The following is a 24008-nucleotide window of genomic DNA, read 5'->3' as shown; positions in this document are numbered from 1 at the left end:
CTGTGTGATACTCAAATTTTCTTCAGTACGGCTGGAATAGCGACTTCCGGCACCGTCACACCCGGTATCTGCGTACCGCGGCGGTCTTGAATCCACATATCACCCATCATCTGGTTTAATCCACGGTCCAACCCGGTTACCAACCCGGCACCTGGCGTAAACGTCAGCTCGCCAAAGTAAATCCGATCACCATCGATATACCAGTCCACACGCACATAATCAAAATCGCTCGCCAGGGTTTTACTGAGCGCTAATGCGTGCTGTAACTGCGCCATTTGTGGATTCACATCCAGCCCGGTATCGCGAATTTTGTGGTACGCCTCATTGAGGTTGTTCACATAAAAATTCATCGACAGTAACGGGTTACATCGGTTGTAAATCACCTGCAGCACATATTCAAAGCTGCCGTCACGCTTGTTGAACATGTGAAACTTGTAATCAATCGGCGCAGTTTTGCCATCACCAATGTACTGCTCCACCAGGATACGCGGCTTGATGTAGCGATAGTGAATCTCACGCGCTTCATTGGCAAAGTCGGTCTTCAACCAGCGATGGCAGTCACTGATAATTTTCTGCTTCTTCAGCGCATCCGGCTCTTCCAGCAGGATTTCCACCATATTGGAGCCGTGATTGGGCTTAATTACCGTGTTCTTCCAACTCGGCAGCGTATGCAGCGAGTGCGGGTCGCTGGTCTCATACACCAATGGGATCAGGTATTCGCTGCCCACTTTCTCGGCGATGTATTCGCGCACCGAATATTTATCCGACAGGCGGCCATAGATTTGGTAATCGCCAAAAACGAATTTCCGGTACAGCACCTTCTCATTAAACACTTTCGGTTGACGCAAATTGGGCAGTTTGCGGAATTTATGAAAGTAATAGATGCGGTCCTGGTAAGCCCAGGGCATCTTCTTGATGAAGTACTGGACACTTCTTCTGAGTTCATCTTTCAACTTGAGCATATCGGACCTCATTTGTAGGTTTTGTAGTTGAGTGAGGAAACTTGAATCTTCTGAATGACGCCGTTATTGAAGAAGTAATTCATTACGGTGAGGGACAGAAGTTCAGAGATGAAGACGCTCCAGGCGGCACCCATGATGCCGTAGCCCTGGATCAGCCACCACGACAGCGGCAGACTGATCACCATCAGGCAGATGATCTTCTTCAGCAGATAGTTAAATCCGCCCTCTTTCACCATGTAGCGATACGCTACGGTCCCCATTGCCGAAAAGCAGGTTGCTAACGACAGTAACGTAATGAGACTCCCTGACTGTGTGTACTCGTGACCATACAAAGCGATGATGATTTGCTCGCCATACAGCGCTATCACCGCTAACAACAACAATGAAACACCCATGACATAGCCGTTCAGCCGCGCAGTGAGCTTGATGGCGGCTGCTCCGCGCTCCCGGAAGATCTCCGAGAAGCAGGAAGTGATGATGGCAACCGGAATGAATATCCAGGACGCCGAAATGGTATTGGCGGCAGCAAACAGGCCGAGATCGCGAGCGGAGGCTATACCCGCCAGAAACATCTGGGCCGCCTTAACCTGCACGGAAATGAAGATGCTGGAAATTGCCAACGGTAAACCGGCGTACAGCAGATAACGCAGGTAGGTATTGCGCTTCTCCTGCGGTGGCGCCATGTCCTGGTTTTCGCGGTAAAAGTTAGACCGTTTAATGACGTACGGCACCAGCGTGACCATGACAATCGACAGCGTCAGCCACAAGGGATTGAGGTGCAGCCAGGCAATGGCGAAACTCAGGGTAAAGCCCAACAGCAGGCCGACCGAGTTGGCCACGGTATTGAGTCGGGAAGCCAGACGCGCATTGTTATAAACGCTGAACGTATCCTGCGTCACAAAAACGGAGGAGATAAACGAGGCCAGGGCAAATGCGAGGAAATTTTCCTGCATGTTGTACCACACCCAAATCAACACCGGGATGGAGGTCAGCAACAACAAGACCAACCGCATGGTGCGGGCCACCGCCATCAGCCGCAGGCCTTTCGGCGCACTTTTGCTGATGCGTTTGAACAGGATGGTTTCGGTACCGAAAATCGCTACGGTCTGTACCATCGAGAACAACGAGGTTGAAAACGCCATCTGACCGAATATGGTCGGGCCAAATGACTTCGCCACGTAGGAGGTCACAAATATGACGCCGAACACCGAGACGATCTTCTCAGACATCATCCAGGCGGCATTAGACATTACGCTCAATTTCATCGACTGATCCTTAGTATTACTTACAGCAACTGCCTTTCGGTACAACGTCCTTGAAATGAATTAACAAGCGCTCAGTGGGCCTGACTTAAATTAATAACTTCAAACCAAACTGGTCCGAAAAATGAGACTCCCGTCAGGATTCTTTGAATGAATTCAGGAAAATTCCGATTAAACCTGGTGCGAAACTCTGCGGATGTAAACGATTTCAGCCTGAATTCGAAGCAAAGGTTTACTGGCACACCCTGTGATTTTCACAAACAGGTTATGCCGTATTTCCAATGATTGTAGTATTTTTCTGCATTTGGGATGGAATGAATCTATATCAAAAACCCAAAGCCAGGAAGGCGTTCAATGGCATTCAGAATAAAATAAGATTTATCCCATGATGATATTTATTCTAAATAACTTAATTTAAACCTCGCAATTCTAATCGCGCACTTTAATACTGCATTAATACTCTTTTTGCAGTACCAGATATTAATACAGTAATTCTCATCCACTAATTGATAAGAAAGGTAAGAGCATTTATGAGAAAGTCACGATATAGCGAAGAGCAAATCACAAATGCCATTAAAGCTTCTGAAACGGGAGTGAAAGTCAGGGAGATTTGTGAAGAGCTTGGCATTTCCGAGGCCACCTTCTACAGCTGGAAGAAAAAGTTCTCTGGGCTTTCTTCAGAAGAAGGCAGAAAAATCAAAGAGTTGGAGGATCAACTACAAAACCTTACCCGTGAACTGCAGTCGTTGAGTTCCGATAAAGAGATGCTGCAAAGCGTGCTGAAAAACTTCTTCACTACAAATGAGAAGCGGCAAGCCGTTAACTTCCTGCAAACCACCTTCGACATTGGAACGCGTCGCAGCTGTCGTTTGCTGGATATTAGCCGCAGTGTTTACCACTATCCTTCAGGCTCCGATAATCGTTAACACCATTAAGACCGTTGTTATTTGACTTAATGCTGAGATTTGTTCTTACCAGAAGAGATGAAGATCATTTAATTCGGCGTTCGTAACATAACAATTCGCACCAATTTTTCCTGATGAATATCATCGCGGATTTGCTTCCTTTTTTGCGGTAAAATTGATTCACATCAGCAAAAGTCTCGCTATTCAAGCCTTTCATACGCAGCCCAATCTCATTACGGTGAGATTGGCGCTTCGTTTTATTACTTAATTGATATTAATGATCAGGACTGAATACCGATAAATCTGTTAAGCCATCATGAACAACGACATGTAATCGCCCTCACAGAAACTCTTATTTTTTTTGGACCTGTCACTTCAGGTGATGATCACAGCTCACTATTTTGCCAGAGTGATGCGCTGATAATCGCACCAGGATTGTTCCGGATTAGAAACGTTATCACGCCTAAACAATAACAGTAAAAAATGGCGACTTATGGGAAATATCGCCCGTTAATTCATCGCTGTGTTTAATCATTTTTTCATGCAAATTCAGCGGATGTTTCTCAACACCGGTGCAGCATCTTGAGAAAATGGTGGCTTAGAGCGGTGATTTTCAGTGCCAAATCGCAATAAAAATGCAGATAGAACACCTTTTTAACCCTCCCGAAGCCGTTTTTTTTACCCTTCCCCGCGGGTTATCACCTCGTTTCCACCCGCTGGAGTGACAGGATTGCCCCCCTGAATGCAACATGAGTTATGACAAAGTGGGGAAAAAACAGGCAAGGATAAGCGAGGGAAAGTTATATCGCGGTGGTGACTGAGGATATAAATGGCGAAGAGGAGCGCAAAACAGAGGGGGCAAATTCCTAAAAAAACTGAAGAAAGGGCTGCTGAGCCCCTCTACTCAGCAGCCAGAAATTCATGTTAAAGCGCGCTGACTTTCGGCTGCGGTTTAATACGCATGGCATAGATTACGCCAACGATGAGACAGCCAATACCAATGCCAGTGAGCAGCGGCGGCCAGTTCTGTCGCCAGAGGAAGGTCCACAGCAGACCCGCCAGCGTTTCGAACACAATCAGCGGCCCCATGATGACCGTTGGCACACGCTGGCTGGCCGCATTCCAGCATAGCGTGCCTAACCATGAACATATCAGCCCAATCGCCAGCATGATGAGGAGAAAACGCGTGGGCTGTGGGCCAAATGGCAGAGCGAACTCAGGCTGCTGCCAGTAAAGCTGACCGCACACGAATAAATAGAACACCAGCGCCAGCGGTAAGGTCACCAACCCTTGTGCCGTTGCCCAGCTACCGGCTTTATGCTGTGGATGCGCGCGCAGCCAGATGCCATTGCGCAGCGGATACCAGGTCCAGCAGGCGACCGCTAAAATCGCCAGTAACAGCCCTGTCAGGTAGCGCGACCAGTCAAATTCCGGTCCCTGCATTTGCATCTCAGCGGCATTCACGCAGCCCAGGCCAGCAGCAATAATCAGTAGCGCCGGAAAGAGTTTACGCCAGGAAAGTCGCCCTTCAAGATGGCCGTAGCAAAGGTTGGCCGTCACGGTGATGACCACCGGCAAGGTGCCAATTATCATGGTCGAGATGGGCGCACCGGTGCGCTGGATAGCACTGGCGAGACAGGCGTAATAGAGCAGATTACCGACCAGCGACAATTTCAGCGCCTCCAGCCAATCTTTGCGCGCCAGTTGTTTAAGACGGCGGCGATCCAGCCACGCCAGCGGCAAGACGACCAGACCGAATGCCACATAGCGTCCGGCCGATTGTAGGGTGCCCGGATAGTCTGGGATCAACAGTGGGCCGACAAAAATCAGCCCCCACATCAGTCCTGCGGCAAGTGCAAATACGATTCCAGCAAACATTCTCTTTTCCTTTATGACCTTTCCGCCGCAGTGTGGCGTAACCGGATAATAAAGGCTTGTAGCAGATTGCGGTTAACGTGAGGGGAAAACTTGCTTTTGATAACGCCCTGGCGTGATGCCATAACGGTGAGCAAACGCGCGCGTGAGGTGTGCCTGATCGGTCAATCCAACAGCCGCCGCTACCGAAGCCGCGCTTTCTCCCATTCCTAAACGTTGCTTGGCTTCGAACAGGCGAAAGGCCATCAGCATCTGATGTGGCGTAACATGGAAGTGGTGTTTAAAACTGCGGAGAAAATGCCACGGCGACAAAGACGCCAGGGCGGCCAGCTCATCAAGACGAACCGGCTCCGCCAGGTTTTCACGCAAATAGGCTTTTACCGCATCAAAGCGATGGGCGCCCTCTTCGGGTCGGGATTTTCCCTGATGTGCCAGCGGGCGTAATAGCTCCAGCAGTTCCAGCAACAGACTCTCGCGTTCCAGCGCACTGGTGGCTTGCCACATCTGTGCCAGACGCTGGGAAAAGGGCTGTGCCAGGCGGACATCTGTGCGCAACGCTTCACTAAACCACCAGTGACGATCGCCGGTAAGCCGTTCCATCTCCTGCGGATCAATATAGATCATGCGATAACGCCAGCCCTCATCACAGGCCGATTCCCCGGTGTGCAATTCATCAGGGTTCATCATTACCAGTGAATGCTGCGGTGCCGTATAGTGCGTGCCGCGGTAGCGAAAACGCTGTGCACCCGATTCAATGGTGCCGATACCGAAGGCTTCATGGGTATGCGGCTCAAAAGCGTAACGCGAGATGTGCGCCTGATACAGCTCGATACCCGGCAGTTCAGCAAAATGCTGGAACTGCGCCTGATCGCACTTATCAGGAAAGATTTCCGGAACCACCTTCACATCACACCTCCTAAAAACAGGTTAATTAGCATGCGCGGCGGCGAGCTGAAATGCAAAACAGATTTGCTTTACCTGCATGCGTAACAATCGCGATACTGTCATCCTCTATATAAAGGAGGCAGTGATGGCTAATCGGGTTGTCGTGGTAGTGGATATGCAAAACGGCGTGCTGGCTTCGCCACGTTTTGATCGTGACGGACGTTGTCAGCGCATCAATCAACTGACGGCAGCGGCCGATCAGGTGATTTTCATTCAGCACGTTGAGCCAGGCCTCGAAGTAAACAGCGAAGGTTGGCAGATCGTGCCGGAATTGGATCAGCCAGCCAACGCGATCTACGTTAACAAGACCGCCTGTGACAGTTTTTGGCAAACCGACCTGGCGGCTCAGCTTGATCAACATGGCATTGAGAGCTTTGTGATTTGCGGCTGCGCGACCGATTACTGCGTGGATACCACCATCAAAGTGGGTGCCAGCCTGGGCTATCACATCACCGTTGCCGCCGATGCGCATACCACCGCTGACCGGACTTACGTTTCCGCACAACAGCAGATCAATCAGCACAATGAAATCTGGGCGGATTTGATTCTGCCGGGCAACCCGGTGTTAGTGCGTGATACTGAGGTAATTTTGCGGGAGTGGCGGCCGCATTAGCAGTCACTTTGCCGGGCAGAATTGTCCGGCTTCCATTATGGGCGGCATTCAGCAGCTAGATTTTACGCTTCCATTGATAACGGTTTGATCCTGCCAGCTGTTCAATCAGCCCCTCATGCTCCGCACGCTGCAACCATTCAGTCAGCTGAATCTGATGCAGACCGGTTCGCAAGCCCAGATCTTCAATCGTGACCGGATAGGCGGCCAGTGCAGGCAATTGCGCCTGAAAAATCAGGTAAAAATCGGATGGATGCCAGATTCCTTCTGGTTCCTGAGCCACATTAGCATCCGCGATCTTGTCGGGCATCGTGTGCCATGCGCCGCTCAATAGATCATCCTGCTGGTAAGGCTGATGACGATGAGTCGTCATCCATTGCGCAACATCAATGTCATCGGGGTGAGCAGCGCACCATTGCCCACCCTGTGTGACCAGTTGGGCGTTGCTGGCCTGTACATCGTCGGTCGGCTTAACCCACAACGGTACCCATTTCTTGCGCAGATTCTCTTCCGCACCAGCCAGCGTACCGCCCTTGTGACCCGCGTGTACGACCAACGCACTCTTCGCCAGGCAATAAACATATCGATTGCGCGCCATCGCGTGACCCACAGTAAAGCCTGCTTCCGGATAGAAAGGCGAAAGCAGCAATAACTTTCCTGCCATGAGACCTTTACGCCATTTGGCGCTGGTCGCAGCGGTGAGCAGACTATCACTGAGAACACCAATGACGGCTCCGTTATGTTGCAAAGCGCCCAGCATCGCGGCTTCATCAATGCCTCGTGCACCACCCGAAATCAGATTTATATTCGCAGAGACAATTCTTGCCGCAACCTGACGACTGAACGTTAAATCCCGCTCGCTGGCATTTCTTGACCCAACCACCGCAAGGCCTGGGTGATTTAACAGAGTGATATCACCACAGCCGAATAGCACCGGCGGCGCGTCAGTGCGCAGCTGTTGCTTTAGCAGCCTTGGATATTCAGCGTCAGAACGTGTTAACACCCACAACCCCGCACGCTGCCAGCGTTCAATCGCTAACGCCAGGCTATGTCCACGGCTCAGTAGCGCTTCAATACGCTCGCGCGTGATATGAGAATCAACCCAGCTGGCTAGCATGACATCAGCACCAGAGCCGAGCAGATCGGCGGGTGTTGCAGATTGTTGTTTCAGCCACAGGGCGAATCGCCCCCATTCAGCATTACCTAGCGGCTTCACCTCATCCTCACTCTGGCGCGAGAAGTCGCTGGTTAACAAAAGCGTTGCCTGTGCAACAGGAGATAAATTCATCACTCTTTCACCGTTGAGGTTGCCAGCGCCAGTGGATAGACAATGCCGCTACCCGCTTGCTGAAGCAGGGCTGCAGTCACTGCCATCGTCCAGCCTGAATCGACAATATCGTCTACCAGTAACACGGCAGTGGCAGGCAGGTCAGCGCTGGTGGCAAATGCGCCATCCAGATTACGACATTGATGGAAGCGATTATTCTGCAGACGTTGCTGAGGGTTATCTTTCACTTTCTGCAGTGCATCGACAAAGGGTATGCCGAGTCGCTGTGCCAATCGGCGGGCAAAATCCGCTACCAATTGAGGCTGACGCAACGACGGTACGCAGCAAACCCACCGTGGAGCAGGTGCTGGCTGCCAGCGCTGTTCAATCATTTCCACTATGGCAGCAACCAGTTCATCACTGAAATGACCGGCTGCTTTCTCGGCCACTACGCGAGATCCCCATCCGGCATCTCCCCAGCGCGAAAGCACCCGACCTTCCTGCGCACGCAGAGCGGCAGGTAAATTGCCGCGAAAACCGTACTCTTCAAATGCCTGAGCAGCCACCTGAATTTTGGGCAAAATCACCGTTTCGGCGCGCTGAAGAAAGGTCGCTGCCTGATGAGCCAGTGTCGCATCCACCTGCGGGTCAATCAAAGGTCGACCGAGGCAGCTGGCACATTTGCCACAGGATACGGGGTCTGTGTCATCCAGTGATAATCGCAGAAACGTCATCAGGCAACTGCGCTGTGAGATATAACGCTGCACCTCCTGCCACTCTTGCTCGCGCTGTTGCGTCAGATGCACGATACGTTCGCGATCCAGCAGATAAGCGACCGGCGTTCTCCGCCATTGGGATTTGACCTTAATCACCGGAGCAGGATTCTCAACGCTGAGCAATTTCAGCACTTTTTCAATTTGCCCCTGGCGCAGATTGGTCTGCTGTTCGATATCACGAATCGACAACCCATCACTCTCCTCCAGCAGTTGCAAAATATCATATACCTGAGTTTCTGCTGGAAAAGCAGACTGCCGGAAAAACTGGTGAATATCGCGATCTTCACCGCCTGACATCAGCACGCCAACCGCATGGTCGATGCCACGTCCTGCACGCCCTACCTGTTGGTAGTAAGCAACAATGGAAGCGGGTGCCTGATAGTGCAGCACGAAGCTCAAATCAGGTTTGTCATATCCCATTCCCAGTGCGGTGGTCGCCACCAAAACTTTCAATTGGTTAGTTAGCAGCAAGGTCTCAAGGTGTTGACGATAGTCGTTGCTGCTGTCGAAACCAGCGGCCTCAACGCTGCCATGATAGGCGCGCGCATCAATGTGCTGCGTGCGTAACCAGGCCGCAACCTGCTCGGCATCCCGCACGGTGAGCGTATAGACGATACCGGTTCCCGGAAGAGAGGGAATGACCTGCGCCAGCCAGGCAAGGCGAGAGGCCTGATTCGGCAAAATGAGCGTTTGCAGCGCCAGACTTTTACGAATCAGCTCACCGCGCTGAATCACGATGTCGCCCATCTGTTGCTGTATATCTGCAACGACACGATTATTGGCGGTAGCGGTGGTGCCGAGCACTGGCGTATTCGCCGGTAGTTGCCGCAAGATGCTGACAATGCGCCGATAATCAGGACGGAAATCGTGCCCCCAATCGGAGATACAGTGCGCCTCGTCAATCACCATGAGCGCGATACGGTTGGCAATCGGCTGCAGTACGGTTTCGATGAATTGATCATTGGCGAGACGTTCTGGAGAGATGAGTAAACAATCGACCTGATTGTCCAGCATCCGTTGTGTCACTGAAGACCAGGCACTGCTGTTCGAAGAATTGAGGGTTTCAGCAACAATACCCAGTCGACGAGCCGACTCAATTTGGTTACGCATCAGCGCCAGTAGCGGTGAAACAATGATGGTCGGACCCATACCGCGATCGCGAAAAATTTTGGCGCTGATAAAATAGACGGAGCTTTTACCCCAACCCGTGCGCTGCACCACCAATAATTTCTGTCGATGATTGACCAAAGCATCAATCGCTTCCCACTGCCCTCGACGAAACTGAGCCTGCTCATCCGCCAGTGCGGTTTTTAATAACACTTCTGCCTGATGCTGTTTCATTATCACTCCTTGATGGGAAATGCGTCCCTTCTTTTGATTGAGAAACCTGAGAGCCAGATACAAAAAAGCCCCGTAAAACGAGGCCTTAGCGAGTAGTTATGCGTGAGCGTTGACTCAGAACGGGATGTCGTCGTCAAAGTCCATTGGCGGTTCGTTGTTCGCCGGTGCGCTCTGCTGCTGCGGACGCTGTTGTGCGCCGCCGCTGAACTGGTTGCCGCCCTGAGGCTGCTGCTGAGGTTGCTGTGGCTGGCCCCAACCGTTGTTATTGCCGCCGCCCTGGCCGCCCATCGGTGCGCCGCCTGCGTTCGCGCCCTGCTGACGTCCACCCAGCATCTGCATGGTGCCGCCAACGTTAACAACCACTTCGGTGGTGTATTTTTCCTGACCGCTCTGATCCTGCCATTTACGGGTACGCAGCTGGCCTTCGATGTAAACCTGAGAGCCTTTACGCAGGTATTCACCCGCCACTTCAGCCAGTTTGCCGAACAGCACAACGCGGTGCCATTCAGTGATCTCTTTGTTTTCACCGGTTTGCTTGTCGCGCCAGCTTTCCGACGTGGCCAGCGTAATGTTGGCTACCGCGCCACCATTTGGCATGTAGCGCACTTCCGGATCCTGACCCAGATTCCCGACAAGAATCACTTTGTTTACGCCACGACTGGCCATGTTGCTGTCTCCCGATGAGTTGATGCTAAAAGTCTAAGCCAAAAATTGTATCACGTCACAATGACGGTGCCCACTTCAGAGCAGGCTCGCAATTTTTATTTGGCACACAGAATAGCAAAAACACTGGATATTTATTCAGTTTATTTTTTGTGCCATACTAACGCGTTTCTGCTGGTCATGCTGGCAAGGCATGGCGAGTGTTGTTCAATCCGGGAAAGGTGAATGGATAAGATCGAAGTCCGCGGTGCTCGCACCCATAATTTGAAGAATATCAACCTGATCATCCCTCGCGATAAGCTGATTGTGGTCACCGGTCTGTCGGGTTCCGGTAAATCTTCGCTGGCGTTTGATACGTTGTATGCCGAAGGTCAGCGTCGCTATGTTGAATCGCTCTCGGCCTATGCGCGCCAGTTTCTTTCATTAATGGAGAAACCGGACGTGGACCATATTGAAGGTCTCTCGCCCGCTATCTCTATTGAGCAGAAATCCACATCGCATAACCCGCGCTCGACGGTCGGGACCATTACCGAAATCCATGACTATCTGCGTCTGCTGTTTGCCCGTGTGGGTGAGCCGCGCTGCCCGGATCACGATGTTCCGCTGGCAGCACAGACCGTGAGCCAGATGGTGGATCAGGTGATGGCGCAGGAAGAAGGCCGTCGTCTGATGCTGCTGGCACCCGTGGTGAAAGATCGCAAAGGCGAACACACCAAAACGCTGGAAAACCTCGCGGCGCAAGGCTACATCCGCGCCCGTATCGATGGCGAAGTCTGTGATCTCTCCGATCCGCCAAAGCTGGAACTGCAGAAGAAACACACCATCGAAGTCGTGGTGGACCGCTTCCGCGTGCGCGATGACCTGGCAACGCGCTTAGCCGAATCCTTTGAAACCACGTTGGCACTGAGTGGTGGCACCGCCATCGTCGCCGACATGGATGACAGCGATGCCGAAGAGCTGCTGTTCTCGGCTAACTTTGCCTGCCCTATTTGTGGCTACAGCATGAGTGAACTGGAACCGCGCCTGTTCTCGTTCAACAACCCGGCTGGTGCCTGCCCAACGTGTGATGGGCTCGGCGTGCAGCAGTATTTCGATCCCGATCGTGTGGTGCAGAACCCTGAACTGTCACTGGCTGGCGGTGCAATTCGTGGCTGGGATCGCCGCAACTTCTATTACTTCCAGATGTTGCGCTCGCTGGCAGAGCATCTGGATTTCGATGTCGAAGCGCCTTTTAACAGCCTGAGCGACAAAGCGCGTGAAGTGATTCTGTACGGTTCCGGCAAAGAGAGTATCGAATTTAAATACATCAACGATCGGGGCGACACTTCGGTACGTCGTCATCCGTTTGAAGGTGTGCTGCACAACATGGAACGCCGTTATAAAGAGACGGAATCCAATGCGGTGCGTGAAGAGTTGGCGAAATTCATCAGCAACCGCTCCTGCACCAGCTGCGAAGGCACACGCCTGCGCCGTGAAGCACGCCATGTATTTATTGAGAATACCAACCTGCCGACCATCTCTGAGATGAGTATTGGCCATGCCACCGACTTCTTCCGCAATCTGAAACTGAGCGGGCAGCGTGCGCAGATCGCCGAAAAAATCCTGAAAGAGATCGGCGATCGCCTGAGCTTCCTCGTTAATGTCGGTTTGAATTATCTGTCGATGTCGCGTTCCGCAGAAACCCTCTCTGGCGGCGAAGCGCAGCGTATTCGTCTGGCAAGTCAAATCGGTGCGGGTTTGGTGGGCGTGATGTATGTGCTGGATGAGCCCTCAATTGGTCTGCATCAGCGCGATAACGAACGTCTGCTTGGTACGCTGATTCACCTGCGCGATCTCGGCAACACCGTGATTGTGGTCGAGCACGATGAAGATGCGATTCGCGCCGCTGACCACGTGATTGATATCGGTCCTGGCGCGGGTGTGCACGGCGGTCAGGTGGTGGCTGAGGGTGACGTGAATGCCATTATGGCTAACGAAGCTTCGCTGACCGGTCAGTATCTGAGTGGCAAGCGCGAAATCGCCATTCCGCAACAACGCGTGAAAGGCGATCCGGCAAAAGTGCTGAAACTTACCGGTGCGCGCGGCAACAACCTTAAAGACGTCACATTGACGATTCCGGTGGGTCTGTTTACCTGTATCACCGGTGTATCCGGTTCCGGTAAATCCACGCTGATTAACGATACGTTGTTCCCGATTGCGCAGCGTCAGCTGAACGGCGCGACCACCACGGAAGTGGCGCCGTATCGCGAGATCGCCGGTCTTGAGCATTTCGATAAAGTCATCGACATTGACCAGAGCCCTATTGGCCGTACGCCGCGCTCGAACCCTGCTACTTACACCGGCATTTTCACCCCGGTGCGTGAGCTGTTTGCCGGTGTACCTGAAGCACGTTCCCGTGGCTACAATCCAGGACGCTTCAGCTTTAACGTGCGCGGTGGACGTTGCGAAGCCTGCCAGGGCGATGGCGTGATCAAGGTCGAAATGCACTTCCTGCCGGATGTGTATGTGCCGTGCGATCAGTGCAAAGGCAAACGCTATAACCGCGAAACGCTGGAGATTAAATACAAAGGCAAAGGCATTCACGAAGTGCTGGATATGACTATCGAAGAAGCGCGTGAGTTCTTTGATGCCGTCCCTGCGCTGGCGCGTAAACTGCAAACGCTGATCGACGTGGGCTTGTCCTACATTCGCCTCGGTCAGTCTGCAACCACGCTGTCAGGCGGTGAAGCGCAGCGTGTGAAACTGGCGCGTGAGCTGTCGAAACGCGGTACCGGGCAGACGCTTTATATCCTTGATGAGCCAACCACGGGTCTGCACTTTGCTGATATTCAGCAGTTGCTGGAAGTGCTGCATCAGCTGCGCGATCAGGGCAATACCATTGTGGTGATTGAACACAACCTCGACGTGATCAAAACCGCTGACTGGATTGTCGATCTCGGCCCAGAAGGTGGTAGCGGCGGCGGCGAAATCCTGATTTCTGGCACGCCAGAAACCGTGGCGGAGTGTGAAAAATCCCACACCGCTCGCTTCCTTAAGCCGATGTTGAAGAAGAAGTAAAATTGAAGGCCCGCAGTGCGGGCCTTCTTATTTCTTTCAATCCACAGACGCCGCACTCTCTAGTTTACTCGCTGAATATTGCAGTCAGTCGGGCCTGGTACCTCGCTGTCAGATTCCGCAGCAAAATGCAGAAACAGGCAAGAATCAGACAACTTCAGGCATATACGCATCTCATCCTGCTGACTATCCTTACACAGTTCCTTTTTGGCGTAGCTCGTTACGCCTTTGTCCCTTCAGCTCGCTGAACGGGATCCCGCAAAACACTCACGACACACCCGATTGGAGACACCATGAATATTACGCATGCCTATGCCGCACAGGACGCGAAAACTAAACTCGCCCCGTTCGACTATAAGCCGCGCGAGCTGCGCGCTCATGATGTGCAGATTGAAGTGTTGTACTGTGGCGTTTGCCACTCTGACCTGCATCAGGCGCGCAACGAATGGAAAAACACCATCTTCCCGGTGGTGCCAGGCCATGAGATCGTTGGACGCGTTACCGCCGTTGGCGGCCACACTCACAAATACAAAGTGGGCGATCTGGTCGGTGTCGGCTGTATGGTTGACTCCTGCCGCAGCTGTCCAAGCTGCCAGGAAGGACTGGAGCAGTATTGCGAAAACGGTTTTGTTGGCACCTATAACGGTGAAGATCGCGAAACCGGCGCCATCACCTACGGCGGTTACTCCACCAGCATGGTGGTTGATGAAAGCTTTGTGCTGCGCGTGCCGGAAAACCTTGAGCTGGCAGGCGTTGCCCCGCTGCTGTGTGCCGGTATCACCACCTACTCACCGCTGCGTCACTGGAACGTCGGTCCAGGTAAGAAAGTGGGCATCGTCGGTCTGGGCGGCCTCGGCCATATGGGCGTGAAAATCGCGCATGCGATGGGCGCGCATGTGGTGCTGTTCACCACCTCACCATCGAAGATTGAAGACGGTAAGCGCCTGGGTGCTGATGAAGTGGTGATTTCGAAAGATGCTGATCAAATGGCGCAGCACAACAACAGCTTCGATTTCATCCTCAACACCGTGGCTGCTCAGCACGATCTCAACCCGTTTATTGCCCTGCTGAAACGCGATGGCAACATGACGCTGGTGGGCGCGCCAGAGCACGATCATCCGGCTCCACAGGTCTTTAATCTGATCTTCAAACGTCGCAGCATTGCCGGTTCACTGATCGGTGGTATCGCTGAGACACAGGAGATGCTGGATTTCTGCGGCAAGCACGGTATCACTTCAGATATCGAGCTGATCGCCATGAACCAGATTAACGAAGCCTACGAACGTATGCTGAAAAGCGACGTGAAATACCGCTTCGTGATTGATATCAACACCCTGCGTGAAGAGTCAGCAGCTTAATTAGCGCGCGTCTTCATCATGGCTGACGCCCGCCGCACGCGTGGCGTCAGCCTGTTGCCAGGAAGCTTCCACCAGATAATAAATCTGCGAATCCTTCAGCGAGCCATCCAGCCACAGCGTACTCCAGTGCGACTTATTTAAATGCTCACTCGGAAACACATCACTGTGCTCTTCGCGCAATAAATCGGCCAGCGCAGGCGAGGTTTTCAACGACAGCGCCGGACGCCCTTTCACCTCATGCACCATGGCAAACAGTATGCCTTCGCTTTTTACCTGTGTGGCATCCCATTCATTTTTATAGCTCTGCTCCGCACCCGGCTTACTCATGCAGTAGGTGAGGAGGTCCGAAATGTTCATGCTGTTTTCTCCTTGGTAGAGGCCGATTTGAGGCCCGATGACGCCTGCCATCGGTTTCGATACAGACGTCATTACACCGTTTAAGTGTGCAGCAACTCAGCCAAAGGTAAAGGCGGTGGCACCAGATAACGCGCATAAAAAAACCGCCAGCCCTAAGGCATGGCGGTTTCCTCATGCGGTGAAGTGCGTTACATCACGGCAGCAAAGGCCTCAGCCACCTGGTTAACGTTGCGGCTGTTAAGGCCAGCCACACACATGCGGCCGCTGGCGATCAGATACACGCCGAACTCATCACGCAGGCGATCAACCTGCTGCGCGCTTAAACCGGTGTAACTGAACATGCCGCGCTGCTTCAGCAGGTAATCGAAGTTTTTGCCTGGCAGTTTGGTGCTTAATACGTTGACCAGCGTCTGGCGCATTTCGATGATGCGCAGGCGCATAGCTTCCACCTCGGCCAGCCAGTTGTTCAACAGTGCTTCATCGTTCAGTACGCAAGAAACTACCTGCGCACCAAAGTTTGGCGGGCTGGAGTAGTTGCGACGCACGGTGGCTTTCAGCTGACCCAGCACGCGTGCAGATTCTTCTGCGCTCTCGCACACGATGGACAGGCCGCCAACGCGCTCGCCGTACAGCGAGAAGATTTTCGAGAATGAGTTGCTGACCAGTGCTGGCAAGCCTGCAGCCGCAATCGCGCGAATCGCGTAAGCATCCTGCTCCATACCGGCACCAAAGCCCTGATAAGCGATATCGAGGAACGGAATCAGTTCCTGCGCTTTCAATACTTCGGTGGTTTCATCCCACTGTGCGTTCGTCAGATCCGCACCCGTCGGGTTGTGGCAGCATGGGTGCAACAGCACGATAGATTGCTTCGGCAGCGTTTTCAGCTTGGCAATAAACGCATCAAACTTCACGCCGTTGGTCTCTTCGTCGTACCACGGATAAGTCTGTGCGTCGAAACCGGCACCGTTGAAAATTGCGATGTGGTTTTCCCAGGTCGGATCGCTCACCCAAACATTTGAGTTCGGGAAGTAACGCTTGAGGAAATCCGCCCCTACTTTCAGTGCACCGGAGCCACCCAACGTCTGGATGGAAGCAATGCGGCCGGCCTTCAGCATCGGGTGTTCTTTGCCAAACAGCAGCGGTGCAATCGCATTACGGTATGGGCCCAGGCCTTCCATCGGCAGGTAAAGTGACGCCTGATGCGGCTGCGCCTGCAGGCGTTCTTCTGCGGCAGCCACGGCTTGCAACTGAGGAATGATGCCCGCCTCGTTGTAATAGAGACCAATGCTCAGATTCACTTTATTGTCGCGTGGGTCCTGTTTGAAGGTTTCCATCAGCGACAGAATTGGATCGCCAGCATAAGCATCAACGTTTTGAAACACGGTGCAGATCTCCATGATTGGTCATAAATAGTCGGTAAAGAGGCGTCATCAAACCATGTAGCGGCCGGGACGATGATTCATAGCGATGATGAGATTGAGGATCACCGCGCCCGCAATTGAGGCCAAAAGTATCGGTAGCGACACCACGAAAAGCGAAGCGAGTACCACGCAGGTATCTACCGCCATTTGCAGTTTGCCGGCGCGCAGACCGATGTGGTCCTGCAGCCAGAGTGCCAAAATATTGATACCGCCGAGACTGGCTTTGTGACGAAACAACACTATAAACCCAATCCCCATCACCACGTTACCGAACAATGTCGCATAAAACGGATTTAGCGCAGAAAAATGGATGAACATCGGATGCAAGTGTGTGAACAGTGAAACCAGCCCCACCGCGCAGAACGTTTTAATCGTGAATTCCCAGCCCATGCGGCGCACTGCCAGCCAGTAAAACGGCAGGTTAATCAGGAAAAATGCGCTACCAAAAGAGAGGTGCGTCAGATAGCTGATTAAGAACGCGATACCTGCAGTGCTGCCAGTCAGCGCGCCCGCCTGTTTCAGCATCATCACGCCAAAGGAAACCATTAACGTGCCGAGCACTATCGCCAGCGCATCTTCAATACGTGAATGAGGAATTTTAGTGGGTTGAACAACGTTATCCATGGAGTAATCTCAGTGCAAATGATGCGGTTCAAATGCAAAAAACGCACCACATAGGCGGCGCTAAGTCGCCACCTATGGGGTACCAGCGATTATCCAATTGATATCTAAGGCGCTTTTATTGCAGGTTTTTGTGCATCAACCCAAGCTTCAATCGTTGATTCATGCACAAATCTGTTTTCTGGTGCGCGTTGTTTGCATTCAATGTGCGTTAATTGCACCAGATTAGCACATCATGCACTTTTTTGGCGCGTTTTGTGCTCGGGGATAATCATCAAGCCGTTCTCTTTTAAACGGCTCAACACCACGGAGGTTTTCACATGGGCCACACTCTGATGGCCGGCCACCAGCTGACTGATCAACGCACTCAGCGAGGCTAAATCAGCCACGGCCACTTTCAGCAGATAATCAGCATCACCGGTGGTTTTAAAGGCATCAACAATCGCATCCTCCTCTGCTACCATGCGATGGAAACTCTCTTCATAATCTGGCGTGTGATTCTTTAAACGCACTTCAATCAAGCCCACCATGCCAAGACCCACCGCGTCCGGCGAGAGCCGTGCGTGATAGCCGAGGATGAGGTTTGCCTGTTCGAGATTGATGCGCCGGCGTGAACATTGAGACGCCGAAAGACCGACTAAATCACTGAGTTCCTGATTGGTAAGGCGGCCGTTAGATTGTAATAGTGTCAATATCTTAAGGTCGTAATCGTCTACCTGAGTCATTCTGCTTCCACAGCGTTATAGGGTGCGCTTTGGTACAGATAACCTGATTAAAGCCAAGGTTGTCCAACACTATTTTCTGATGACGTGAAATGCATGCACAAATCGTGCATGCATCTCGTTGGAAAGGATTATTCGTCGTCGTAAGACGGCCCTGCGTAGTTATCAAAACGCGACCACTGGCCATTGAAGGTCAATCGTACTGTGCCGATAGGGCCGTTACGCTGCTTACCGAGGATGATCTCGGCGATCCCTTTAAGATCGCTGTTTTCGTGATACACCTCATCGCGATAGATGAACATAATCAAGTCAGCATCCTGCTCGATCGAACCCGATTCACGCAGATCCGAGTTCACCGGACGTTTATCGGCGCGCTGCTCCAGTGAGCGGTTAAGCTGCGACAACGCCACCACCGGAACATTCAGCTCTTTCGCCAAAGCCTTGAGCGAGCGCGAGATCTCTGCGATCTCCAGCGTACGGTTGTCCGATAGCGCCGGCACGCGCATCAACTGCAGGTAGTCGATCATGATCAGGCTTAAACCGCCATTCTCACGAAACACGCGGCGCGCGCGCGAACGCACTTCCGTGGGTGTCAGACCAGAAGAATCATCGATAAACATGTTCTTCTTCTCAAGCAGGATGCCCATGGTGGCAGAGATGCGCGCCCAATCTTCGTCTTCCAGCTGGCCGGTACGAATGCGCGTCTGGTCCACGCGCGACAATGACGCCAGCATACGCATCATTAGCTGTTCGCTGGGCATCTCCAGACTGAAAATCAGCACCGGTTTGTCTTGTAGCATCGCGGCGTTTTCGCACAGGTTCATGGCGAAAGTGGTTTTACCCATCGACGGACGCGCCGCCACGATGATCAAATCTGAACCCTGCAAACCGGCAGTCTTTTTGTTGAGATCCTGATAGCCGGTATCCACTCCGGTGACACCATCGTGCGGGGTCGACACCAGCGCTTCAATACGCGATACCGTGGCTTCCAGAATTTGCTCAATGTTCTGCGGGCCTTCTGCTTTATTGGCGCGCTGTTCAGCAATCTTAAAGACGTTGGATTCTGCGAAATCAAGTAATTCTTCGCTGCTACGCCCCTGCGGATCGTAACCGGCATCAGCAATTTGGTTCGCGACCGAGATCATTTGGCGCACAACGGCACGTTCACGCACGATATCCGCATAAGCGCCGATATTCGCTGCACTTGGCGTGTTTTTCGCCAACTCTGCAAGATAAGCAAAGCCACCGGCCATCTCCAGCTCGCCCAGTGTTTCCAGCGATTCAGAGAGCGTAATAAGGTCAATCGGCTGGCCCATTTCCAGCAGACGCTGCATCTCAGAGAAGATCATGCGGTGCGAACGGTTGAAGAAATCATCCGCCACCACGCGCTCGGAGACGTTATCCCAGCGTTCGTTATCCAGCATCAACCCACCGAGCACCGACTGCTCCGCTTCAATAGAGTGCGGCGGCATTTTCACGCCTTCCAGCTGACGATCGCGGGGTTCGTTGGATTTGTTGGTGGGTTTATTTCCTGCCATAGTGAATGCATTACCGATCGTGAAAGGGACGCGCAAGTATACCGTCCCAGGATGAACAATCACAGGAGTCAGAATGGCAAAGCGTATTCAGTTCAACCAACACGGTGGCCCGGAGGTACTGCAATGGGTCGATTTTGAGCTGGCCGATCCCGCCGAACATGAGGTTCAGGTCGAAAACAAGGCAATTGGCATCAACTATATCGACACCTATGTGCGCAGCGGGCTCTATCCGGTGACAGCTTTCCCGTCCGGGCTGGGCACTGAAGCCGCTGGCGTGGTGAAACGCGTTGGCTCAGGCGTGACGCGCTTTAAGCCCGGCGATCGCGTGGTCTATTGTCAGGCTGCGCTGGGTGCCTATAGCGAAGTGCATAACGTGGCGGAAGATCGTCTGGTGATCCTGCCGGAGAGCATTAGCTTTGAACAAGGTGCTGCCTCGTTTTTGAAAGGCTTAACCGTGCAGTATTTGCTGCGTCAGACCTACAAAGTGAAAGCCGATGAAATCTTCCTGTTCCATGCCGCAGCGGGCGGCGTGGGACTGATTGCCTGTCAGTGGGCTAAAGCGCTGGGCGCGCATCTGATTGGTACCGTGGGCTCCGCCGAAAAAGCGCAGATTGCAAAAAATGCCGGTGCCTGGGCGACCATTAACTATCGCGAGGAGAATATCGCTCAGCGCGTCAGTGAATTGACTGACGGTGAAAAGGTCGCGGTGGTGTATGACTCGGTGGGGAAAGACACATGGGAGCCTTCTCTCGATAGCCTGCGTCGTCATGGCTTAATGGTGAGTTTTGGTAATGCCTCGGGCCCAGTCACCGGCGTTGATCTTGGGATTCTGAACAAGAAAGGTTCGCTGTTTGTCACACGCCCTTCGCTGTTTGGTTACATTACCAATCGTCAGGAACTGGATAATGCCAGCAACGAGTTGTTCTCGTTAATTGCCAGTCGTGCGATTCAGCTGAAGGTACCAGAAGAGCAGAAATTTGCCTTGAGCGATGCGGTGCGCGCGCATCAGGTTCTTGAGAGCCGCGCCACGCAAGGTTCCAGCTTGCTGATTCCCTAAAAAGTTAAGGGCTTCCCGAAGGAAGCCCTTTTTTCTTTCTTTTTATAGTTCGCGCTGGTGTAGGGTCAGCGGCGATGAATTCGTTTTGAATTACTTTACGCATCCTGACAGAAAACATAAGTAAAAAATATGTTTAATTGCAGATTCGTACTAAGCAATTATCGACTCTGTGATCGCTCCCGCATTTAGCGCCAACCACGCCGCTCTAACTTACTGATTTTTCTTTTCAGTCTGTTTAATTTCACTTCACCGCTCGGTGTCGTAAAGGCGCGATAAAGCCACACGGCTACCACCGCCAACACCAGCCACGGCAACAACTTGATAACAATCGCGAATAACCCGCCGAGGAACATCACAACGGTGGCAACAACCAATGCAGCGATAACGCCCAGCAGTGAAACGCCAGTCAGCAACAGCATCAGAAAAAAGCCGATAACAAATAAAATTTCCACGAAGGCTCTCCTGTGTAAGTAACACAGAGTGCATTACAAGATACGTGCCAATATAAGCATACGGTTAATACATTGAAAAATAAGATGTTATATTCAGAAGAGGTATTTCAGCAGTGATGAAATTCACTAATTATTGGTGCATTTTAAACCGTATTAACGGCAGCGATGCTTCTCTGAAGGGACAGAAATGGCCCGTCAGAAAAGCAAAGCTTCCGCGCCAGAGACAAATAGGCTGAGAGCGTTTTCGGCCATGCGCAGCATCGGGCCGTTTCCCAAAAATGGGGCGAATGTTCGCGCGGCAGATCGGCACAGAGGTGTGCTTTCCCTGGCGTTCGGACTGCCCTTTTATGGCCGGGCACACCGGCCCACCGCGACTCACCTACAATCAGGCTTCCTGTGGAATCTTATCCGCGACCAGCGCCAGTGCCGCTTCCAGCACCCGTACATCGGCACCCGGCTTATGGGCATTTTCACTTAAATGACGACGCCACTGGCGCGCACCAGGAATGCCCTGGAACAGGCCCAGCATATGGCGTGTAACGTGCCCCAGATAGGTGCCTTTGCTCAGCTCCGCTTCGATGTAAGGGTACATCGCACGCACCACCGCGACCGGATCGACAGACGGCGTATCGCGGCCGAACAGTTCACTATCCACTTGCGCCAGGATGCCGGGGTTCTGATACGCTTCACGGCCCATCATCACACCATCCATATGTTGCAAATGCGTTTTCGCCTCTTCCAGCGTCTTGATGCCGCCGTTAATCGCCATGGTCAGCGCCGGAAAATCACGCTTCAGCTGATAGACACGCGGATAATCCAGCGGCGGAATCTCACGGTTCTCTTTCGGGCTTAAACCAGAAAGCCATGCCTTACGCGCATGGATAATAAAGGTATCGCAGTTGCCCTTATTGGCCACCGTACCAATGAAATCACACAGAAATGCGTAGCTGTCCTGCTCATCAATTCCGATACGGGTTTTCACCGTCACCGGAATACTGACCACATCGCGCATCGCTTTAATGCAATCTGCGACCAGCGCGGCGTCAGCCATCAGACAGGCACCAAAGCGCCCATTCTGCACGCGATCGGATGGGCAACCGACGTTAAGGTTAATCTCGTCGTAACCGCGCGCTTCCGCCAGCTTCGCACATTGCGCCAGGGCTGCCGGATCGCTGCCGCCCAACTGCAGCGCCAGCGGATGCTCCTCTTCGCTGTAAGCCAGATAATCGCCTTTGCCGTGAATAATGGCGCCCGTGGTCACCATTTCGGTATACAGCAGCGTATCGCCGCTCAGCTTACGGTGAAAATAACGGCAGTGGCGATCGGTCCAGTCCAGCATCGGAGCGATAGAAAAACGTTGCGAAGAGAAAGTATCGGTCATGAAACGCAGTAAATCCGGAGTTAGTGAGTGACGAGAAACTGCGCAATGATACCACAGCAATAACGGGCGACACAGCCGCCCGTTATTTCACTCACACCGTCGGGGCTGTTGAGGTTGATGAGGCTGGCAGAGAGGGCTCGCCCACTTTCACCGGCGCGGTTTCCCGTGTGTTGAAGGCGACCCAGGTTGAAATGACACCCAGTAACGAGAACATCACCGCCGGTCCGATCCAGCCGACCATGCCGTACACGCCTGTTGCGATGAACGGTAACAGCCCCGCCACTACGGACGCGCCGTTGTAGCCCAATGAAATACCCGAGGAGCGGACGTTAGCCGGAAACTGCTCGGAGAACCAACTCGACTCCACCGCAAAAATCGGGTCATGGCTAAAGAGCAGAGACATAGCGACAGCGACAATCACCATCATCACTGCACCGGTGTTGATCAGCATAAACATAGGAATGCCAAACAGAATGGTGAAGATGGCGCCAATCAGGAATATTGGGCGACGTCCCACCTTATCACTTAGCGCGCCATACAGCAGATGGCTGCCGAGCCCCAGCGCTGAACCAATCAACGTGCCCCATAACACATGGCGCGTATCTGTGATTTCCGCCAGCACCACATAGGACAACATAAAACTGGTCGTGATGTAGTAGCCACCCGTCTCTGCCAGGCGTAGCCCCATAATTTTGACGATGGTGCGCCAGTCGCGACGAATCACTTCCAGCGCGGGCTGCTGCACAATCTGCTTATCTGCTTTGGCTTTCTCGAATTCCGGCGATTCCGCGACCTGCATTCGGATAAAGATGCCAATGGCCACCATCACAAACGAGATCAGGAACGGCATGCGCCACACCCAATCACCTTCAAACAGTGCCGCAGAGAGCAGGAAAGAGCCATTCGCCAGCAGCAGGCCGAGTGGTATCCCGAGTTGCGGTACTGCACCATAGAAACCGCGCTTTTTCACGGGCGCATGCTCAAATGCCATTAACACCGCGCCGCCCCACTCTGCGCCGAATCCGATCCCCTGGATCATGCGTAATAAGATCAACAAGATCGGTGCCAGCACGCCAGCCTGCTCATAGGTTGGCAACGCACCGATCAATACGGTGGCACCGCCCATGGCCAGTAATGACCAGAACAGCACGGTTTTTCGGCCATAGCGATCGCCGAAATGGCCGGCGAGGTAGCCGCCAAACGGGCGCATCAGGAAGCCGACCGCTAAAGTGGCGAATGCCGCCAGAATGCCGACGATAGGCTCTTGCGTGTGGAAAAAGATCTTACCAAACCAGGCTGCAGCGGCGGTGCCGTAGATAAAGAAATCATAGCTCTCCACCGCTGAGCCAATCATTGAGGCGAAAGAGACTTTCGCCGCATTGTCGCGGGTGTTTGCAGGTACAGAAGTCGTGTTCATGTGTTACCCCGGTATTATCGTATT

The 24008-nt window shown here is 52.8% G+C and carries 20 protein-coding genes; 5 read left to right on the top strand and 15 right to left on the bottom strand.

The genetic code is table 11. From position 1 onward, the window contains the following. Positions 1-11: 11 nt before the first annotated feature. Both CRO33_RS17070 and CRO33_RS17065 read right to left on the bottom strand, forming a co-directional pair. Entirely contained in the window at positions 12-962 is a 951-nt protein-coding gene (locus CRO33_RS17070) for an ATP-grasp fold amidoligase family protein (RefSeq protein ID WP_034826903.1), read from the bottom strand. A gap of 8 nt (positions 963-970) precedes the next feature. Then, on the bottom strand, positions 971-2227 hold the full coding sequence (locus CRO33_RS17065) for an oligosaccharide flippase family protein (protein WP_058960083.1): 1257 nt from the start codon (positions 2225-2227) through the stop codon (positions 971-973). Positions 2228-2754: 527 nt separating this feature from the next. On the opposite strand from CRO33_RS17065, the gene CRO33_RS17060 reads away from it, so the two are divergent. Beyond that, positions 2755-3150, top strand: coding sequence for a transposase (locus CRO33_RS17060; RefSeq protein ID WP_097118957.1), 396 nt, complete (start codon positions 2755-2757; stop codon positions 3148-3150). Positions 3151-4053: 903 nt separating this feature from the next. Here the strand turns inward: CRO33_RS17060 and CRO33_RS17055 are convergent. Both CRO33_RS17055 and CRO33_RS17050 read right to left on the bottom strand, forming a co-directional pair. Continuing rightward, positions 4054-5007, bottom strand: coding sequence for a DMT family transporter (locus tag CRO33_RS17055; RefSeq protein ID WP_097118956.1), 954 nt, complete (start codon positions 5005-5007; stop codon positions 4054-4056). A gap of 72 nt (positions 5008-5079) precedes the next feature. Continuing rightward, positions 5080-5910 (bottom strand): AraC family transcriptional regulator, encoded by an 831-nt coding sequence (locus CRO33_RS17050; protein WP_097118955.1) that lies wholly within the window; start codon positions 5908-5910, stop codon positions 5080-5082. Between the two features lie 124 nt (positions 5911-6034). On the opposite strand from CRO33_RS17050, the gene CRO33_RS17045 reads away from it, so the two are divergent. Next, positions 6035-6562 carry an isochorismatase family protein gene (locus CRO33_RS17045; RefSeq protein ID WP_097118954.1) on the top strand — a complete coding sequence of 176 codons (528 nt, stop codon included), beginning with the start codon at positions 6035-6037 and terminating at the stop codon, positions 6560-6562. 55 nt (positions 6563-6617) lie between these two features. Here the strand turns inward: CRO33_RS17045 and CRO33_RS17040 are convergent, their stop codons facing one another. The 3 genes from CRO33_RS17040 to ssb1 form a co-directional block, all read right to left on the bottom strand. Continuing rightward, on the bottom strand, positions 6618-7847 hold the full coding sequence (locus CRO33_RS17040; protein ID WP_097118953.1) for a DNA-processing protein DprA: 1230 nt from the start codon (positions 7845-7847) through the stop codon (positions 6618-6620). Continuing rightward, a complete protein-coding gene (locus tag CRO33_RS17035; RefSeq protein WP_097118952.1) occupies positions 7847-9943 on the bottom strand; it encodes a RecQ family ATP-dependent DNA helicase in 2097 nt (698 codons plus the stop codon). Before CRO33_RS17035 ends, CRO33_RS17040 begins: the two co-directional genes overlap by 1 nt. A gap of 114 nt (positions 9944-10057) precedes the next feature. Beyond that, positions 10058-10609, bottom strand: a complete 552-nt coding sequence (ssb1, locus tag CRO33_RS17030; protein ID WP_034826920.1) for a single-stranded DNA-binding protein SSB1 — start codon at positions 10607-10609, stop codon at positions 10058-10060. A 222-nt stretch (positions 10610-10831) separates the two neighbouring features. Here ssb1 and uvrA point away from each other — a divergent pair, with 222 nt between their 5' ends. After that, the gene (gene uvrA, locus CRO33_RS17025) at positions 10832-13663 is read left to right on the top strand and encodes an excinuclease ABC subunit UvrA (RefSeq protein WP_097118951.1); all 2832 of its coding nucleotides are present in this window, start codon (positions 10832-10834) and stop codon (positions 13661-13663) included. A 290-nt stretch (positions 13664-13953) separates the two neighbouring features. Continuing rightward, on the top strand, positions 13954-15018 hold the full coding sequence (locus tag CRO33_RS17020; protein ID WP_034826924.1) for an NAD(P)-dependent alcohol dehydrogenase: 1065 nt from the start codon (positions 13954-13956) through the stop codon (positions 15016-15018). Here the strand turns inward: CRO33_RS17020 and CRO33_RS17015 are convergent, their stop codons facing one another. The 5 genes from CRO33_RS17015 to dnaB all read right to left on the bottom strand — a co-directional run bounded on the left by CRO33_RS17015 (position 15019) and on the right by dnaB (position 19677). Further along, on the bottom strand, positions 15019-15375 hold the full coding sequence (locus CRO33_RS17015; RefSeq protein WP_097118950.1) for an MmcQ/YjbR family DNA-binding protein: 357 nt from the start codon (positions 15373-15375) through the stop codon (positions 15019-15021). It abuts the gene before it with no gap. Between the two features lie 188 nt (positions 15376-15563). Then, a complete protein-coding gene (locus CRO33_RS17010) occupies positions 15564-16757 on the bottom strand; it encodes an amino acid aminotransferase (protein ID WP_097119024.1) in 1194 nt (397 codons plus the stop codon). A gap of 48 nt (positions 16758-16805) precedes the next feature. After that, positions 16806-17420 carry a YitT family protein gene (locus tag CRO33_RS17005; RefSeq protein WP_097118949.1) on the bottom strand — a complete coding sequence of 205 codons (615 nt, stop codon included), beginning with the start codon at positions 17418-17420 and terminating at the stop codon, positions 16806-16808. A gap of 230 nt (positions 17421-17650) precedes the next feature. Further along, positions 17651-18142, bottom strand: coding sequence for an Lrp/AsnC family transcriptional regulator (locus CRO33_RS17000; protein WP_034826932.1), 492 nt, complete (start codon positions 18140-18142; stop codon positions 17651-17653). A 128-nt stretch (positions 18143-18270) separates the two neighbouring features. Further along, positions 18271-19677, bottom strand: a complete 1407-nt coding sequence (gene dnaB, locus CRO33_RS16995) for a replicative DNA helicase (RefSeq protein WP_097118948.1) — start codon at positions 19675-19677, stop codon at positions 18271-18273. A gap of 73 nt (positions 19678-19750) precedes the next feature. Between dnaB and CRO33_RS16990 the strand changes: the two genes are divergently transcribed. Continuing rightward, positions 19751-20734 carry a quinone oxidoreductase gene (locus CRO33_RS16990; RefSeq protein WP_097118947.1) on the top strand — a complete coding sequence of 328 codons (984 nt, stop codon included), beginning with the start codon at positions 19751-19753 and terminating at the stop codon, positions 20732-20734. Between the two features lie 185 nt (positions 20735-20919). Here CRO33_RS16990 and pspG read toward each other — a convergent pair whose 3' ends face one another. The 3 genes from pspG to CRO33_RS16975 all read right to left on the bottom strand — a co-directional run bounded on the left by pspG (position 20920) and on the right by CRO33_RS16975 (position 23984). Then, the gene (gene pspG / locus CRO33_RS16985) at positions 20920-21186 is read right to left on the bottom strand and encodes an envelope stress response protein PspG (RefSeq protein WP_097118946.1); all 267 of its coding nucleotides are present in this window, start codon (positions 21184-21186) and stop codon (positions 20920-20922) included. A 385-nt stretch (positions 21187-21571) separates the two neighbouring features. After that, positions 21572-22567: a tRNA dihydrouridine(20/20a) synthase DusA gene (gene dusA / locus CRO33_RS16980; protein ID WP_097118945.1), complete on the bottom strand. Its 996-nt coding sequence runs from the start codon at positions 22565-22567 to the stop codon at positions 21572-21574. Positions 22568-22658: 91 nt separating this feature from the next. Continuing rightward, the gene (locus CRO33_RS16975; protein WP_058960074.1) at positions 22659-23984 is read right to left on the bottom strand and encodes an MFS transporter; all 1326 of its coding nucleotides are present in this window, start codon (positions 23982-23984) and stop codon (positions 22659-22661) included. Positions 23985-24008 lie beyond the last annotated feature (24 nt).

This window comes from Pantoea sp. GL120224-02 (assembly GCF_900215395.1).
GTDB classification, from domain to species: domain Bacteria; phylum Pseudomonadota; class Gammaproteobacteria; order Enterobacterales; family Enterobacteriaceae; genus Pantoea; species Pantoea communis.
The sequence above is the reverse complement of the archived record's forward strand: the minus strand, read 5'-3'. Positions and strand labels throughout refer to the sequence as shown.

What these genes read in the sequence shown, in the direction of transcription:
- CRO33_RS17070 (WP_034826903.1), bottom strand. Translation starts at nt 962, where the DNA reads ATGCTCAAGTTGAAAGATGAACTCAGAAGAAGTGTCCAGTACTTCATC.
- CRO33_RS17065 (WP_058960083.1), bottom strand. Translation starts at nt 2,227, where the DNA reads ATGAAATTGAGCGTAATGTCTAATGCCGCCTGGATGATGTCTGAGAAG.
- CRO33_RS17060 (WP_097118957.1), top strand. Translation starts at nt 2,755, where the DNA reads ATGAGAAAGTCACGATATAGCGAAGAGCAAATCACAAATGCCATTAAA.
- CRO33_RS17055 (WP_097118956.1), bottom strand. Translation starts at nt 5,007, where the DNA reads ATGTTTGCTGGAATCGTATTTGCACTTGCCGCAGGACTGATGTGGGGG.
- CRO33_RS17045 (WP_097118954.1), top strand. Translation starts at nt 6,035, where the DNA reads ATGGCTAATCGGGTTGTCGTGGTAGTGGATATGCAAAACGGCGTGCTG.
- CRO33_RS17040 (WP_097118953.1), bottom strand. Translation starts at nt 7,847, where the DNA reads ATGAATTTATCTCCTGTTGCACAGGCAACGCTTTTGTTAACCAGCGAC.
- CRO33_RS17035 (WP_097118952.1), bottom strand. Translation starts at nt 9,943, where the DNA reads ATGAAACAGCATCAGGCAGAAGTGTTATTAAAAACCGCACTGGCGGAT.
- ssb1 (WP_034826920.1), bottom strand. Translation starts at nt 10,609, where the DNA reads ATGGCCAGTCGTGGCGTAAACAAAGTGATTCTTGTCGGGAATCTGGGT.
- uvrA (WP_097118951.1), top strand. Translation starts at nt 10,832, where the DNA reads ATGGATAAGATCGAAGTCCGCGGTGCTCGCACCCATAATTTGAAGAAT.
- CRO33_RS17020 (WP_034826924.1), top strand. Translation starts at nt 13,954, where the DNA reads ATGAATATTACGCATGCCTATGCCGCACAGGACGCGAAAACTAAACTC.
- CRO33_RS17015 (WP_097118950.1), bottom strand. Translation starts at nt 15,375, where the DNA reads ATGAACATTTCGGACCTCCTCACCTACTGCATGAGTAAGCCGGGTGCG.
- CRO33_RS17005 (WP_097118949.1), bottom strand. Translation starts at nt 17,420, where the DNA reads ATGGATAACGTTGTTCAACCCACTAAAATTCCTCATTCACGTATTGAA.
- CRO33_RS17000 (WP_034826932.1), bottom strand. Translation starts at nt 18,142, where the DNA reads ATGACTCAGGTAGACGATTACGACCTTAAGATATTGACACTATTACAA.
- dnaB (WP_097118948.1), bottom strand. Translation starts at nt 19,677, where the DNA reads ATGGCAGGAAATAAACCCACCAACAAATCCAACGAACCCCGCGATCGT.
- CRO33_RS16990 (WP_097118947.1), top strand. Translation starts at nt 19,751, where the DNA reads ATGGCAAAGCGTATTCAGTTCAACCAACACGGTGGCCCGGAGGTACTG.
- dusA (WP_097118945.1), bottom strand. Translation starts at nt 22,567, where the DNA reads ATGACCGATACTTTCTCTTCGCAACGTTTTTCTATCGCTCCGATGCTG.
- CRO33_RS16975 (WP_058960074.1), bottom strand. Translation starts at nt 23,984, where the DNA reads ATGAACACGACTTCTGTACCTGCAAACACCCGCGACAATGCGGCGAAA.